The 15,543-nt window shown below is 43.4% G+C and carries 16 protein-coding genes and 1 pseudogene; 1 reads left to right on the top strand and 16 read right to left on the bottom strand.

The genetic code is table 11. The features are described from left to right. Positions 1-505 precede the first annotated feature (505 nt). The 3 genes from ACZ42W_RS03850 to ACZ42W_RS03840 form a co-directional block, all read right to left on the bottom strand. Complete coding sequence (locus ACZ42W_RS03850) at positions 506-1,312, bottom strand: ABC transporter permease subunit (protein ID WP_464168668.1); 807 nt, start codon at positions 1,310-1,312, stop codon at positions 506-508. 15 nt (positions 1,313-1,327) lie between these two features. Then, positions 1,328-2,209: an ABC transporter ATP-binding protein gene (locus ACZ42W_RS03845; protein WP_464168666.1), complete on the bottom strand. Its 882-nt coding sequence runs from the start codon at positions 2,207-2,209 to the stop codon at positions 1,328-1,330. Positions 2,210-2,274: 65 nt separating this feature from the next. Next, positions 2,275-3,285, bottom strand: coding sequence for a class I SAM-dependent methyltransferase (locus ACZ42W_RS03840; RefSeq protein WP_464168664.1), 1,011 nt, complete (start codon positions 3,283-3,285; stop codon positions 2,275-2,277). Between the two features lie 212 nt (positions 3,286-3,497). Here ACZ42W_RS03840 and ACZ42W_RS03835 point away from each other — a divergent pair, with 212 nt between their 5' ends. Continuing rightward, positions 3,498-3,719: a hypothetical protein gene (locus ACZ42W_RS03835; protein ID WP_464168662.1), complete on the top strand. Its 222-nt coding sequence runs from the start codon at positions 3,498-3,500 to the stop codon at positions 3,717-3,719. Between the two features lie 142 nt (positions 3,720-3,861). On the opposite strand, the gene ACZ42W_RS03830 is transcribed toward ACZ42W_RS03835, so the two are convergent. From ACZ42W_RS03830 to ACZ42W_RS03770, 13 genes and pseudogenes are all read right to left on the bottom strand, one after another. After that, entirely contained in the window at positions 3,862-4,470 is a 609-nt protein-coding gene (locus ACZ42W_RS03830; protein ID WP_464168661.1) for an SGNH/GDSL hydrolase family protein, read from the bottom strand. 387 nt (positions 4,471-4,857) lie between these two features. Beyond that, complete coding sequence (locus tag ACZ42W_RS03825) at positions 4,858-5,397, bottom strand: carbonic anhydrase (protein ID WP_464168659.1); 540 nt, start codon at positions 5,395-5,397, stop codon at positions 4,858-4,860. Between the two features lie 89 nt (positions 5,398-5,486). Beyond that, the gene (locus ACZ42W_RS03820) at positions 5,487-6,317 is read right to left on the bottom strand and encodes a methyl-accepting chemotaxis protein (protein ID WP_464170856.1); all 831 of its coding nucleotides are present in this window, start codon (positions 6,315-6,317) and stop codon (positions 5,487-5,489) included. A 136-nt stretch (positions 6,318-6,453) separates the two neighbouring features. Continuing rightward, a pseudogene (gene larC, locus ACZ42W_RS03815) lies at positions 6,454-7,161 on the bottom strand (nickel pincer cofactor biosynthesis protein LarC); the annotation flags it as partial. Next, on the bottom strand, positions 7,158-7,919 hold the full coding sequence (larB, locus tag ACZ42W_RS03810) for a nickel pincer cofactor biosynthesis protein LarB (RefSeq protein ID WP_464168658.1): 762 nt from the start codon (positions 7,917-7,919) through the stop codon (positions 7,158-7,160). The pseudogene larC and the gene larB, both read right to left, overlap by 4 nt. Then, positions 7,916-8,740, bottom strand: coding sequence for an ATP-dependent sacrificial sulfur transferase LarE (larE, locus tag ACZ42W_RS03805; RefSeq protein WP_464168657.1), 825 nt, complete (start codon positions 8,738-8,740; stop codon positions 7,916-7,918). The genes larB and larE overlap by 4 nt, the downstream gene beginning before the upstream one ends. Before the next feature lie 200 nt (positions 8,741-8,940). After that, on the bottom strand, positions 8,941-10,200 hold the full coding sequence (locus ACZ42W_RS03800) for a benzoate/H(+) symporter BenE family transporter (protein WP_464168655.1): 1,260 nt from the start codon (positions 10,198-10,200) through the stop codon (positions 8,941-8,943). 95 nt (positions 10,201-10,295) lie between these two features. Continuing rightward, positions 10,296-10,865, bottom strand: a complete 570-nt coding sequence (locus ACZ42W_RS03795; RefSeq protein WP_464168653.1) for a nicotinate-nucleotide pyrophosphorylase — start codon at positions 10,863-10,865, stop codon at positions 10,296-10,298. Continuing rightward, a complete protein-coding gene (locus ACZ42W_RS03790) occupies positions 10,835-11,092 on the bottom strand; it encodes a hypothetical protein (protein WP_464168651.1) in 258 nt (85 codons plus the stop codon). Before ACZ42W_RS03790 ends, ACZ42W_RS03795 begins: the two co-directional genes overlap by 31 nt. A gap of 33 nt (positions 11,093-11,125) precedes the next feature. Beyond that, positions 11,126-11,914 carry an IclR family transcriptional regulator gene (locus ACZ42W_RS03785; RefSeq protein ID WP_464168650.1) on the bottom strand — a complete coding sequence of 263 codons (789 nt, stop codon included), beginning with the start codon at positions 11,912-11,914 and terminating at the stop codon, positions 11,126-11,128. A 202-nt stretch (positions 11,915-12,116) separates the two neighbouring features. After that, entirely contained in the window at positions 12,117-13,202 is a 1,086-nt protein-coding gene (locus ACZ42W_RS03780; RefSeq protein WP_464168648.1) for a M24 family metallopeptidase, read from the bottom strand. 140 nt (positions 13,203-13,342) lie between these two features. Beyond that, entirely contained in the window at positions 13,343-14,806 is a 1,464-nt protein-coding gene (locus ACZ42W_RS03775; RefSeq protein WP_464168646.1) for a hypothetical protein, read from the bottom strand. After that, complete coding sequence (locus ACZ42W_RS03770; RefSeq protein ID WP_464170855.1) at positions 14,806-15,423, bottom strand: 4Fe-4S binding protein; 618 nt, start codon at positions 15,421-15,423, stop codon at positions 14,806-14,808. Before ACZ42W_RS03770 ends, ACZ42W_RS03775 begins: the two co-directional genes overlap by 1 nt. Positions 15,424-15,543: the final 120 nt, after the last annotated feature.

The raw sequence follows: 15,543 nt of genomic DNA, 5'->3' as shown, positions 1-15,543 counted from the left end.
ATACTCGCTCCATGTTGTATTATAACACAGACAACTCTTGGCCACTATTAAGTTGCCTGTACCATATTGTACTATAACAGACATTCTCTATCATACGCCTCAAAGGACATTATACGCAAGTTGCATAAGTATGCATATTTTCTCTTAATCTCCCAAATTTGTTCGATATTTTCTGTTATCCGGTAATTACGAATGTTTTACTCATAAAGTGTCAGGGAAGCGTGAGCAGAGCGCAGGGATGATTCTTCTGCTTCAACGCTAGTTAACAAATTACCGCCCCGGTCGGGATACCGAGGTATAAATAAATATGTAATTTTTCCCACACATTTGAATCGAAAATCTCGAATAGAATTAAGAGGGTTTAGGGTTCTCCCTTCTTAGCACATTCAATTCTAATCTCTCAACATCTCATCTCGGAATTTCTCTATGGGGAGAATTATCCCTAAACCCCCATTCGATCGCATATTTAAGGCGGTCCCTCTGGAAGGAACCGCCTTATTCACGACTATATTGCCAAATCCTTTTCCGCAAATATTCGTATCCCCAGGTTGAATAAAATCACTGTTCCCGCGGTCAGTCCCAAAATGCTTGCCGCTGGATCAACGGTCCCCTCTAGTACCTCCTGTGGTTGGTAAAACCGAAAGAGGGATAACCTCCGAGCCCAAGATAGCTTATCACTGAGTCCCCCAGCAACATCAAGAGCATAAAAGGCTAAGGTTAACCCTGAAGCCAATGCAAGGGCATTCTCTCCTTCTTTAAGCCAGGAAGAAAAAAACAGGCTATAGGCCCCAATAAAGGAGTAAAAAGCAAATCCCAGGATTCCAAACCGGAAATATCTCCAATGATCAATCGTTATTCCAGATTGATAGGCTCCACCATAAAGCCCCATAAGAGTCGCAGAAACCAAAAGGGCATTCGCTATGAGGAGTAACAGGATCTGTGTGGAAATAATTTCCTCCCGTGGAACTGGAGTAGAGAGGAGAAAAGCCAGCGATCCGTCATCTACCAGCTTTGCTAACAGTTCATTTGTAGTCTCCACATTATATAAGGCCATTAGCATCACCCATATCCGTGCAAAAAATTGGCCCGAGATAAAGGCTTCAAACGTATCCATCCGGGCGTCCTCGGAAACCCCAAAAACAGTCTTAACCGTTGAGGGTATGGATTCGGCAATTTGCGTAACGGCAGGATTCTCCGAAATAACGGGATAAACCCAAGTCAAAAGACCCTCATAAAGAATAATCCCCGTTGATAGTTTTGCTATCTTTTTACTATGCTGCTTAAGCATCGCACGAAATAATGCCCGGTTCAAACTTTGATTCCCCCTTTAACTTGAGCGGTAGAAATGCATAAAAGCTTCTTCCAACTCAAGAGAGCCTTGCTTAAATCGCTTGACACGGATCTGCGCAAGAGTCTTCCATAGCAAATCCTGTTGACCCTCAATAAGGACCGTAAAGTAGAACCCGCCAATGGGATAAAGCGCTAAGCCACTTTGACGAAGCACATCAGCGTCCTCTTCCCCCTCCACCTCTACTTCGAAGGTCTGACGTTCGTTCTTTTTGAGTAAGGTGATATCCTGAACCGCAAGGAGTTCTCCTTCCCGGATAATCCCTACCTTTTCACAGGTTTTTTCAATCTCGGAAAATTGATGGGAAGACATAAAAATCGTTTTCCCTTTTTTCTTTTCTTCTAAGATTAACTCAACAAACGTCTTTTGCATTAGAGGATCAAGCCCTGACGTTGGCTCATCTAGAATAAGGACTTGGGAATTTAGCATTAAAGCAGAAATAATTCCTAACTTTTGCTTCATTCCTTTGGACATTTTACGAATTGCTTGTCTCGGATTGAGTTCCAGAGCGTCCATAAGAGCGTCCCGATTCCTTTGAATTTCATAATTCTCCCCGTGCATCCCCTCAATGAGCTCAAGAAATTCAAACCCAGTAAGCCTCTCCATGAAATGAAGTTCGCCGGGAAGATAACTTACGAATCGTTTCAATTCCGCCCTATCTTGCCAGCAATCCAACCCATGAATCACGGCACTACCTAGGTCCGGCTTCATAAATCCCATTAAAAGGCGTATAGTAGTCGTCTTACCTGCCCCATTCGGTCCTAGGAATCCAAAAGCTGTTCCAGAGTCTACACGAAAGGAAAGATCTTTTACACCCCGCCCTTCACGATAGATTTTCGTTAGTCCTGAGACTTCAAGCATTGTCCTTCCCGCCTTCTCGAAACCCTTCTAATCCATAGGATATGCATGACCAACTCAAAAGTCCCTTATTCCAAAGGGGCTCTTGCAAAGAAATAGTGAGAGACCTTAAACGGTAATGGAATAACTTCGATTTCGGTAAAGCCCGAATCCCCTAGAAGTTTGATTATCTCTTGCTCATAGGGCAAACCTTTAAAACCTTCATGACAGGCTAAGAAAAAACTCATTAGATTCTGTGGAATATGCGTTTGAATAAAGGGTAGGGACGAACTCTTTCCGCGAAGGGCCGTTAGAATTCCAATCTGTCCACCGGGAACTAACCACTTCTTGATCCGGGCTAAAAGCTCCATCCGTTGCTCGGCCGAGAAATAATAAATGTTATTATTCAAAAGGCAACAATCGTACTTCTCCAGTGGGTCAGCATAATCAAAAATGTTGCCACACTCAATTTTCAATCGCTCAGGATAAGGATTTGACTGGGCCTGCGCCCGCTCTACTACTGCGAGGTTAATCTCGATTCCTACCCCATGAATAGTAGGGAATTCCTGCATGAACTTGCGCAGATAAAGTCCCTCACCACAGCCTACATCGAGAATTCTTCTCCAATGTTCTTTTTCACATTTCGACTTGAGCAGTGGCCAAACGAAGATTTCCGAAGCTCTAGAAGCCCTGGATATCAGCTCATTATTCATTTCGCTTTCCATGTTTGGGCGAACCGTTTCTTGAGTCATTAACTGGGGAAGTTGAGCAAAGACAGGTCCCCAATAAAGAGCGAATTCCTTATACATGGCTTCGAGCCCATAGTTCTGGTAGAGGGAGATCGCCTTCCCTACCCGGTTCAAACGATATTTCTCGTTATCCTGAAGAAGTAAGCCCTGAATCCTCGCTTGTTCAAGCCAATGCTCAAGTATTTGCGGATCCCAATCTGGATTTAGCGCTAATATCTCTTCTACTGACCTATCTTCTTGAAGGCTTTCCCAAAGGCCGAGTTCAAATCCGCTATAAACAAGCCATAGAAACCCCATGCTCTCCATGAGGGTGACTGTCTTTCCGAGAAGTGTTAACATCCCAATCTCCATGACTCTCCTCCTTCCATGAATAATTAAACCCCTGTACAAACAGAGGCTATTAGTACATAGCATTCTATGAAGTACTAAAGGCTATGGTGCTTTTCCTATTCAAGACTTGACTCCGACTTTGAGAGGGGCGATAACGCGCAATTTAATAGAAATGGGCAAAGCACATCACCAGTTTATTCCATATATTAGTATGAGGAAGGGAGGGATATGTAATGTTTCTAGGTAGAAATCGATTTCTCGGTGGTCCCACTGACGGAGCGGGAATGGGTGCGGAAAACGTAGGACAATCCACGGAATTTCTTAATCAAGCTAATCGTCCTATGCCGAATGGACTACAACGATTCTTAGCAAGAAAAGGAATTAACTCTTCTGAGGATTTATTTAATCGGGTTCAATCTACTGCCCCGCGTATGCCTTTTAGAAGAGAACGCTAAAACAAAAAGAGCGGGTTTTCCGCTCTTACCGTACACAGGGAAGCATGGGGACGGCTCTCCTGCTTCAGATCAATGATGGAAGCAAACTGTCTCAATGCTCTCAGCATCCCCACGCTTCCATCCTTCCTTCAACTGAACTCGTTTAGTTCCCAAGAAAAAGGTCAGCCATTACTCTGTGCCCCATAAGATTAGGATGCAAATGATCCGGCCCAAGTAATTGTTCTTTCCCGCTAAAAACTTTAGCCACAGGTATAACAACAAATCGAAATTCTCTTGCTGTCCGAATAATGTTGTGATTCGTCGTCTTAACTAAGGCACGTGCTAGTTCATCCGACGATTTATCCGTTCGGGGTAAGGGATTATAAATCGTTGCGATCTTGACTATAGCAGAAGGATTTACACTTCGAATACGTCCACCCAATAACATAAGATTATGATTTAGGCTTCCAAGGGTGAGGTCAATATTTGCCCCTGCACCTGAGATTAGGCCTTTCCCTACGGCAAGCAAATCATTCGAACCGATGGTAATGCTTATAATCTTAGATTGGGCAATCAAGGAGCGCACCCTTGGTTGACCAACCATAGTAGCGAGTCCACCACTGGTCAATCCGTTGACGCCGAGATTCTCATACTTAAGCCCCGGAAAGCTCGGTAGTAAGCCGGTATAAAATAGGATGGCGAAGGATTGATTCGCTCCTACCCCATAACCTGCTGTTATCGAGTCACCCAGGGCTAGGTATATCTCATTCATGCTACTTGCCTCCACCTTCCAAAGTCATCTTATATTAGGATACGCGTTCGACAGTTCTATTGGCACCCTTTCCATGGTACATTTTTATAATCATTATATCTATTTATGGTTCCCGCAAACAGGGCAATTTTGCAGCGATAGTGGCATTTCTAATCAGGAGGAGCGCAGTGGTTACCGTTAGACCGCCTATGATTAAAAGAGTATATTTACACTGTTGCTTTTTTCCTTCTTTTCACGATGCTAATAGCAACGCTGTCAATTGATAAATCATGATGTGCTTTCCAAAAGGACCCCGAGAAGGTAAAAAAAAGCTGTCTCAACAAATGTCATCTTTTTGGCATTTTGAGGCAGCCTTCGAATATTTTAGTAGTGAATTTTATACTAAACTTATTCTTTAATAAGATAAAGTTCATTATCTTCTATATTAAAAAATAGTGGGGCAACTAAAATTTTCGGATATCTTGATCTCAATCTTACAGCCTCACTAATAACGAAATCTATTTCATTTCCTATCTCATACATCGGAGCAAAATTCATAAAATGCTCCTCTGCAAATTCCTCGTTCCATCCTCCGTTTTCAACTAAACCTTTAATAAACTTTTCTTTCTTAGAATATAGGCTTACCATACCACAATTATTATGGCCTAGTAGGGCTATGGCCTTTACACCACCCATAGCAACGCAATATGATACTTTAAACTCACTGTAACGTAAATTGCCCCCACCACTGCGGAGTATATATGCAAAATTTTCAGGAATGCGAAGATTTTTTCGATAATCCATACACATTCCTATCAATAACTGTGCTTTCGAATATGAATCAAAGGAGCGATGAAGATTATGATATTCAAGAAGTTGCTCAATCGAGGTTTCTCTATACTCGGGAAAGATATCTTCCTTAGTTGATACACGAATTAGTCTATCCATTACGATTATTCCTTTCGAAGAAAATTTGAGTTCCACCCCAAGTTAGTGCCCCACTAGATGTACTGATTCAATGATTACTGAGAAAACTTTTAGATTGTTTTGCTGACATTGTATAAACCCGTAGCACTGTTTACTACTTCAGTCATAGCCGCTTCAATCTCATGTGTTATCTGTGCCTGATTCCGAGTAGTTGCAACATTTTGGCTGATTTGGTCTTCTACATTATTGATGCTCTTCTGGCTACTTTGTATTGCCTGCATAATGTTCTTTACTGCATCAACACTTTTCTGAGATAGTTTTTTTACTTCTTCCGCCACCACTGCGAACCCACGTCCATTTTCACCAGCCCTAGCCGCCTCTATGGCTGCATTAAGTGCTAACAAATTGGTCTGTGAAGCAATGTTTTTTACAAGCTCGTTCATTTCTTCGATGATTTTTAGTCCATCTATTAATGCTTCAATAGCACTCTGTAAATCTGACATGGATTCCACACTCTTGTTAGCGTGCACTGTCATTTCTTGCAAGGATGCAGCAATTTCCTCCGAACTGGCGGAGAGATTGTCAGCAATTTCGATGATCAGTTCCGGCTTCTCTCTGCTTCTCGCAACCGCAATAGAGCCAATAACTTTGCCATCTTCAATTGCCGGGAGAGCAATCGTTCGAAAGATAAACCCATATACCTCTTTCGGAACGAGTTTATCAACAGGTTTGCCTGTTACCACACATTGCTTGCCACCACTGCCCTCGGCCAGTCTGTCACCTGTCTTTGCCGTGTAGGTCACAAAACTTTTTGGGGTATACATCGAATCAAAGCTTTCCATATTTGTCGTAAACAATACGGCCTCTTCTCCCAAAAGGTAAGGAATGACTTCCTCCAGGGTTTTAAATGCTTCCAGTTGCGCTCTGGTGACATGATTCATCAAGATGTCGCCTCCATAAAGTAATAATGGGCTCGTTTATTCGCCGATTCAGATGGCATAACGCTTTACATTATTTGATAAGGCAGCATATACTTGGTCACTGGATAAACCCATCGGAACAACCCTAATTAAACTTTTCACCAATGGTTAAACGCAGCAAGTTTGGAATCATTAAATCCTGATCACCAGCTCCATAACCGGTGTTCACAACCTTCATCTGCGGCATACTCCCAAAATTTTTACAATATGCCGTAATAATTGCCGCTCCAGTGGGTGTAACTAACTCTTTTTCTATTTCCCTGGCGTAAATGGGAACCCCTTGTAATAGTTCCATAGTCGCAGGTGCAGGTACTGGCATTATTCCGTGTGCACATTCTGTGAAGCCCGTTCCGGTATGCACTGGTGAAGCATATACTTCCTCAATCCCCAGTCTCCACAAACCAATAACTGAACCAACAATATCAATGATGGCATCTAAGGCTCCAACTTCATGAAAATGAATCCGTTCAATCGATGTTTGATGTACCTTTGCTTCAGCTTCAGCCAACCGAGTAAAAACCTGGATACTTTTCTCCTTAACAACTTCCGGTAGCGTACTATTACCAATGATTTCTTGAATATCCCGAAGATGACGGTGTACATGGCCTTCTTCAGTTAAGACGTGTACCTTGGTCCCACAGATGCCTTGCTTGATCACTTTTTCCCTTTTTAATCTATACCCCGTCAGCGGAAGCTTAGCTAAATCTGATTGCAATTGCTCCCAATCTAAACCGGCATCAACTAAAGCCCCTAATGTCATATCACCACTTATCCCGGCAAAACAATGAAAGTAGGCGATTTTCATGCTCTAGCCTCCCCCAATTTATTGATCAAACTGGCCTGATAACCGGCACCAAAACCGTTATCTATGTTAACCACACTCATACCACTAGCACAGCTATTCAACATTGCAAGTAAGGCGGCTAACCCGCCAAAACTGGCACCATAACCAACACTGGTGGGCACAGCAATCACTGGTTTGTCCACCAACCCTCCAACTACACTGGCAAGGGCGCCTTCCATTCCAGCAACTACGATAATGACCCGTGCGGCAAAAAGCTTATCCTTTTGACTCAATAAACGATGAATTCCAGCTACCCCAGTGTCATAGAGCCGTTCCACTCGGTTGCCCATCACCTCAGCGGTGATAGCCGCTTCTTCTGCTACAGGTAAGTCTGAGGTCCCCGCACTCAGCACCAAGATGTGTCCTCTCTTTTCCTGTTCACCTCTTCGTATCACGATTAAGCGAGCAAGATCATAATACTCAGCGTCTGGAATCTTTGCGGCAACGGCTTTATAGACATCATAATTAGCCCTAGTGGCTAAAATGTTATTATCTGCTCCTTCAGCAAGCTTTTCTGTGATCGTTACGATCTGTTCCGTTGTTTTGCCTGCACTATAGATAACTTCAGGGAACCCCTGCCTAAGCTGGCGGTGATAGTCAATTTTAGCAAAACCCAAATCCTCAAAGGGCAAAGCTTTTAATTTATCTAACCCAGTATCAACGCTAATTTCGTTATGCTTGATTCCTATGAGTAAATCACGTAGACTTTTTTCGTTCATGCTAATTTGTCCTCTTTAGATAAAGTCTCATTCATACTTCCCGTCCGATAACCTTGCAGGTCCATGGTAACATAGGTAAAACCACAAGCTTTTAGCTCTTTAACTACGAGGTCTACTTTTTCCAACATGAGCTCGAATTGATCTCGGCTGATCTCGATTCGAGCAATTTCACCATGGTGACGCAAACGAAACTGTCGAAAACCTAGTGAACGCAACACCATTTCTCCTCGATCAACTTGGTTTAACTTTTCTTTCGTTATTCTGGTGCTATACGGAAAACGTGAACTAAGACATGCAAAGGAAGGTTTGTTCCAAGTCGCTAATCCCATTTCCTTAGAAAAATACCGAATTTCCTCTTTGGTTATGCCCACTTCTTTTAGTGGACTGCGTACGCCCAACTCTTTTGCAGCTATCATTCCTGGCCTGTGGTCGTTTAAGTCATCGAAATTAGAGCCATCTAGAACGAAGTTTATTCCCTCATCCTTTCCGACCGTTAATAATTTAGTGAACAGTTCATTTTTACAGTAATAGCAGCGATTAGGCGGATTATCTGCAAAACCTTCAATATCCAATTCTTCTGAAACTATGAGTTTATGTCTAGACCCTAATTCGCAAGCGAGTTTTTGAGCTTCCGCCTGCTCCTGAGCAGGATAAGTTGAGGAGGTAGCTGTGACGGCTAAGGCATTGTCTCCGAGTTCTTCTACCGCAACTTTGAGCAGAAAAGTACTGTCAACACCACCTGAAAAAGCTATAACGACTTTTTCCATATCTCTTAAGATCTGACGCAATTTTTCTAGCTTATCTTTATTAGCTAATTCCATCAAGTTCCCCTCCAGTATTTAAGTGAAAGTATATAAGCTCATTGCGACAATTCTCAGTGCAAAATAGCTTACTAATGTGACAGTCGCAAATCTTGTATGGTCTTGTTTTAGGAAGTAGCGGGCGACAGTCGCCGCCCGCTACTTATTGCTTTTAGATTAAAAACTTAAACGGTTCATAATGAGTAATTGAGTATAATACCTTATTTTGCTACTTCAGTAAGAGTTTCATTCTCAACCTTTTTAATTTTGAAATCGTCTCTCTCAACGATGAAGGATGTCACGAGACCAAGGAAGATTGCCCATAACGGAGCTCCAATATTAAGGATCGAGAGATTTGTTACCGCGACAAAGAAGGCGACTAAAGCACCCATTCTAAATTTCCCAGCAAAAGCTCCTTCGAAGGCACTCCTAAACACTTCAAACATAGCTAGCCCTGCTAAAACAGCCGTGAATTCTTTAGGAACCATCTTTACCGAGTCTACAATAATCTTTGCCAACAAAGCGAAAGTTACCCAAAAGACTCCTTCTGAGAAGGCCGCTATAAAGCGAAGCTCTTTCTTTTCACCCGCGGATGGACCAGCACAAATGGCCGTACTCGGACCTGCAGTTACAGCCGGATGAGCTCCGAATAAAGAGTTAATAAATGTGCCGATAGCTGGTACCAGATACATCGCATTGATCGGCACCTTATAGTTTGCGGCCATGAGAACCCCAACCGCCTGAATGTTTTGAACTCCAATGACTAAGAAAAAGAGAGGAACACTGATATCTAAAATCGCACGTAGACTAAAGGTCGGCAGTGCTAAAACCGGTTTAGAGATTTCAAAGGATAGTGGAACAGGAGTAATCAATTTAAAGAATGCCAGTGCGGCAATCCCAACAACGATCGCTATAATAATCGGGGGGAACTTCTTAGAGAAACTCTTGAAAGCCATTGTGCCAAAAAACGCTGCTACCATAAGCCCATAAACTTGTGGCATATTAATGGCTGCAGTAAACATACTTGTTCCAAAGCTTAATAATACCCCGCCAACCATACCCAACATGACAGGTACTGGAATGTGCTCCACTAAATTCTTCATAACACCTGTTAAGGTAAGAATTAGCGTGACCACCGCAACGACAATATACGCACCTATAGCCTCACTAAATGCAAAATTCGGGAGTAACTTTGCGAGCATAACTGCTCCTGGAATAGTAAACGCTGTAACAACAGGTAACCGGTAACGTAAAGACATAAATATAGTCGATAGTCCACCAATAAGGTAGATACCCAGGAGCCAAGAAACAGCCTGCGCGTCTGTCAAACCGCCTGTTTTACCTGCGTTCATAACAATCATACCTGGTCCCATAGTACTAAAGAGGGTAGCTACTAAACCTGTGGCGATTGCACCAGCATTTTTGTTTCGCCATAAAATCCCAAGACTTTCTCTTAAGCTATATCCCTTTTCAATGATCACACAATTTCCTCCCTTTTGTGTATGCCTTAAGAACTCCCCTACTCATGGGGTGAGTTCCACCTTTTGATGTGTTGGGTTCGTGTTCCACTCAAGCCTTAACGTTCTCCGCCTTCGACATCAAGACTAAAATCGAGTAACGGAGCATCAAGAATGGCCCGACCAACATCAATAATATCCGGTCCAAGTGCTACGATGTTGGTTAATTCTTCCACAGATACACCACCGGCAAAAGCCAACTGTATACGTTCTCGCCAACCATCAGCTTCCGCGGCAGCCATTACAGCTTCAAGGTCCTCTATAATGCCTGTATCAACCATTAAAATGCCTGCGCCGGCCTGTACTGCGGATCTAGCCTCTTCAACAATACCTTGGGTCTCACCGCGTAATTGGGCAACTACCAACCGTTCTGAGTCAAATAATTTTGCCCGACCCACAGCTGTACTAACTTCTCCAAACATCCGAATATAGTTTTTATCTAAATAAATAAATGGTAATTCGGACATCCGTTGTCCAGCTCCACCTGTTAGAGCCGCTTGACGTAGTTCTCCCTTAGAGGCCTGACCTACCTTTTTCCAAGCGCCACAAACGACCTTAACTGGACGTGCTTTTTTCACAATATCTGCTGCAGCTGTAGCTACCCCAGAAGCTTTTCCAATGGCTCCCATAAGCATTTCCTCTGCCCTAGTAACCTCTCAGCATTGCCCCTAGCAGCAAACACCACGGTACCAGGGATTAACACAGCGCCTTCTTCAGCCACCGAGAGAACGTCCAGACCGATATCAGCTGCCAGTTCCTTTAATTTTGCGACTCCTGACAGTATTCCAGTTTCCCGAGACCTAATCGTGAACCCATAAGACCGATCTTTGAGTGGTTCAAACAGAAACTCTCGCAACTCCATACTATCACCTCATCAATAACTTCAATTTCATGACCGATATCCTAGATGCAACGAGATTTCCCGTCCAATCCTAACCATTAGGCTTACAATGGATTCAAGCTGGTCCCCTTCAAACCGTGATAACGCTCCAGATACACTCATCGCGGCACAAACATTACCCGTATAATCTCGTAATGGTACCGCTACACAACGCAAGCTTTCCATGATCTCTTCATTATCTATGGCATAACCTTGTTGTCTAACTTGCTTCAACTCCTCTTCCAAGAGGTTGAATTCGGTAATTGTGTTTTTGGTATAACGTGATAAACCCTTAGTGCTAATTATACGTTTTACTTCTTCAGCCGGAAGATTTGCTAAGAAAACCTTGCCTACACCAGTACAGTGAGCTGGCAACCTTGTACCTACTTGCGAGACAATTCGCAAAGATTTTGTACTTTCTCGCTTATCGATATATAGGACCTCACCTTTATCCAAGACAACCAAGTGAACCGTTTCCCCGAGTTCATCAACCAGAGACTGAATAAATGGTGCAGCCACTTTACGTACATCCCAACTATTGGCAACAACATTCCCCAAGACAAAGAGCCGAGTTCCTAGACGGTATTTACCATCCTCAGGGGACTGCTCTAAATAACCAAAATCTCTTAACGTAGCCAATAGCCCGTACACAGTACTTTTTGCTAGCTGCATCTCCTTAGCGATCTCACCCAGAGACATTTCCCGCTGGTGCTCTGCAAGCAGATTCAGAATCATCAGTGCCTTAGCTACGGAGCGAACCTGACTGTCCGCAGCGACCGCTGGAATATCTTTTACCAATTTTGTTGTACCTCCTTTTTCCAATTAGTCATTTTCGATCTCGCTACCTGTTAGAAAAATTTATTAGAGCTTAACTTTAAAACATGCCATTCGTTATTACCGAATGTCGTTCTGAATTATTGACAATATTATATTCGTTCTGAATTTTAAAATTCCTTCATAAATTTGTTCGTTATTGTCGAATTTTTTGCGGTAATGCCAATTATTCGATATCTGTTAGCACGACATTACCTGTGCTTTTTACTAATACGGTATCTGTAATACGAGGACCGCCAAATTTCGGAACATAAATGGTCGGAAGCAACAAATCCACCACCATATTTTCCTGAATAATATGGCTAATTCCCTTTCCAATAATGGGGTAAAACTCTGACTGTCTGATTCCTACGCCATACCCGATGTGATCCATAAACATCTTTGCATAACCATGGTCGTGAACAACTCGAAACGCTTTTTCGTAGATTTCACTGGAGTCAACACCGGGCTTTAAGGCCACTATCGCAGCATTTTGCGCCGCTATGAGCACATTATAAATATCAACGGTCTCTTTAGCGACTTCTCCCAAGAAAACCGTGCGACACATTTTAGCTGTATATCCTTTATAAGACGCACCCAAATGAATAACCACAGGCTGATTGTCTTCGATGACATAATCTCCGGCATAAGGATGCATCAATTGCTGGCGATCATGCCGCAAGACCTGCATGCGGAAGGTGCTACCCTCCGAACCCGCCTTGCGCATAGCATACTCAGCCTCAGCAAGGATTTCAGTTTCTTTCATTCCTGGTTTAACTGATTCCATTGCTGCTTTCATCCCTACTTTAAGAAACTGAGCAGCTTTTGAAATATGAGAGATTTCCTGTTCGCACTTGATTGAGCGCAAGCGATAGCAGACTTCAGCGATATCACCAAAGTAGATACCGGGCACAGTGTCACGTAGGCACTGATAGTCCTTTAAATTAATAAAATACCTTGTAAAGCCGATCCTCGGATTGGAAATGCCCATATCCAGCACCAAGTCGGCGGTTTTTTGGCTGATATTCTCTTGTGGGAAGAAATAGGGAACCACCTCTAACCCCGATTGATCCCGCATTTGACGAGCATCCAACCACAAGCAGAGCAGCTTCGTCTGACCCTGCGCCGGAACAATCAGCGCTCCTCCTTCAATATCTTCAATATTTGCAAAGTAGATTAGGTTCTCCCTATCCATAATAACCGCAGCATCCAGTTCGTGATTCTTCAGTTCCTGTTGGAGTGCGGCAATTCTCTTTACAACAATTTCGTTCATAACACTGCTCCTCGTTATTGAAAAAGGGGGGGTATCCTATATAACCCCCTTTTTTCATACTCATAAAAGCCTACTGAACAAATGTAATTCTATTTTGTGGTACGGAAACAAGCACTAATGTTGCCATTAAAAAATGTGGTTTACGCTTTTGATTCCAACACAGAAAGATCTACGCCTCTTTGCTTAAGCCACTTTGGCAGCAGCTCCTTGTCAACCTTTTCGCTAACCAGAGGTGCTTTTTCAATCAAAAGCTTAGCCAGTGATTCGCTGACATTTAGACCGCCCATAGCGCCGTCAAAGATAATGACTTGATCTGTTCCGCTTACATTGTACGCAAATTCCATCGCATTCTCTGCGGTTCTAGCGGTTACAGCATAATCCATATATCCTATATTCATGGAATCCGTATCGAATAGTTTTCCCTGCTCATCTCCCACGACAACGGTCGGAATATTCTTGGAGAAGAATTCGGACGGATATCCTGTCCATGCATAGTTATGCACACACATTTTGATTGCGGGGTTCATGGGTGGGGTCTCCTCTAGTAGCGGCTTTCCGTTCTTACGATAGAAAGCCTCTGTATACCAAGTGTAAGAGGGCAACGGCGTATTAAGGTCATATAAATCGGAATTAGCACCTAGGAAATTCGCATAAATAACCCCTGCTGAAAATACGTACGGTACTGGGCAAGGGAAATCTAGAACCGCAATACATTTGTCAATTTCGCCGAATAGGGTCATAATTTTTCCGTACAGCTGGCAACCAACAAAAGTCGCACGGTCATTAAGGGCATACAAATCGTTATCGCAGTCTGCACCGATTACACCATGCGGTCCACAATTTAGAAATGCAGCAAAAGCGAATTTACTTTGAACAAACTCGGACTCAAAAATAGCACGTGCTGTAAAGTTTGCTGCACGAGGTCCAAGATTCTGATGGTAGGTACTGCGAGTTTCGCAACGCGCATAGGACATACCAAACGGTTTTACAGCTTTATCAACTTGTCTGTGGAAATGCACCTCACGAACGTCAGTATGATGCGCATGAATGATCCAGGTCGCATCGTAAACCCTCTTAAGCCCGTAAAGAGTTCCAATTTCGGTCTCAATAGCAACCCCTTCATCAATTGGAGCTACCCCAACTGCTTTTCCTTTATAATAGGTGTCTAAGCCATAACGCTTCATATACTCTTCCGTTTCACGGAAGCGCATACCTACGCCCGCACGCAGCCTAATATCCGTGCAGCCGGTTCTTTCTTCTACAGCATCTCTGATTGCCTTAAGCAACTCAGCATAGGGTTCGCCGCCAAAAAGAGTGAATCCATGGTGGGAAGCCAAGACATTAACGGAATCTTCCGGTTTAATCATGCTCATATCGACCTTCATCAGGGCATCATGTGCAGCTTGACGAACATTTTTTATGGCATCAGGTCCACCCGGCAGGAGCACAGGAGGTAGATCTGGGAACAATTCGCGCAGATAAAGAGAAACCATTCCAGGAAGTTCGGAAACGCGGGTTTTTACAAGTTCTGGGTCAATGCCATAAATAGAAGGTTTTGGGGGAATTGGCTTAATTGCTTCGTGCATCAAGTCCTTATAATTCATTACATTTCCTCTCCTTCCGGTTTGGTATGAACAACGCGATCTAATAATTCTCTATCTTCTTGGAAGTAGAAACCTCTCTTACTGTATTTCTCAACAACGGTTTCAGGAAGAGTCCATGCCGTAGGGGTAATACCGTACCACTGCCAACCATTTTCAACACGTTTCAGCTCAAGGCCAGCAGCTTCAATCATACGAAGCAGCGGCTGTACACATTCAATCGTGCAACCCGTGCGAATACCGGTTCTTGACGATACTTCTTCAGGGGTCTTCGCTCCTTCTAAAATAGCAGCGGCAACCTCTTCTGCACGCACACCCACACAGTAACATAAAATCTGTTCTGGATTGAGATGGGCTTTTTCACACATCTCACGAATTGCTTTTGTATCATGCTTGGAGGCGTCCACTCCAATGGTAAAGGGTTCCTCACGCTTAACCATCTTAATAGCATAGAATGGGCAGCGGGATTCGCAGTTGGTGCAACCACGACATTCATCCGCTTTTACGTTTGCCTTTTTATCAGAAACTGAAATCGCTAAAACAGGACAGACTTTCTCGCACACTTTACATCCCCTGCACACGTCGTGCTGCACTTCGGCCAACAGGGTTACTCTTTTCATCTGATAAACCTCTCCCTTCTTGTCATATGGCATGCCAGTGATTAACTCCCGATCACAATCTGCGCCCTTTGTCAATCACCCCCCTCTCGACTCATCCATTTCTGCTGAATCATCGTCCTC

It is taken from the genome of Desulfitobacterium elongatum (assembly GCF_055378975.1).
This window is presented reverse-complemented; position numbering and strand designations above follow the sequence as displayed.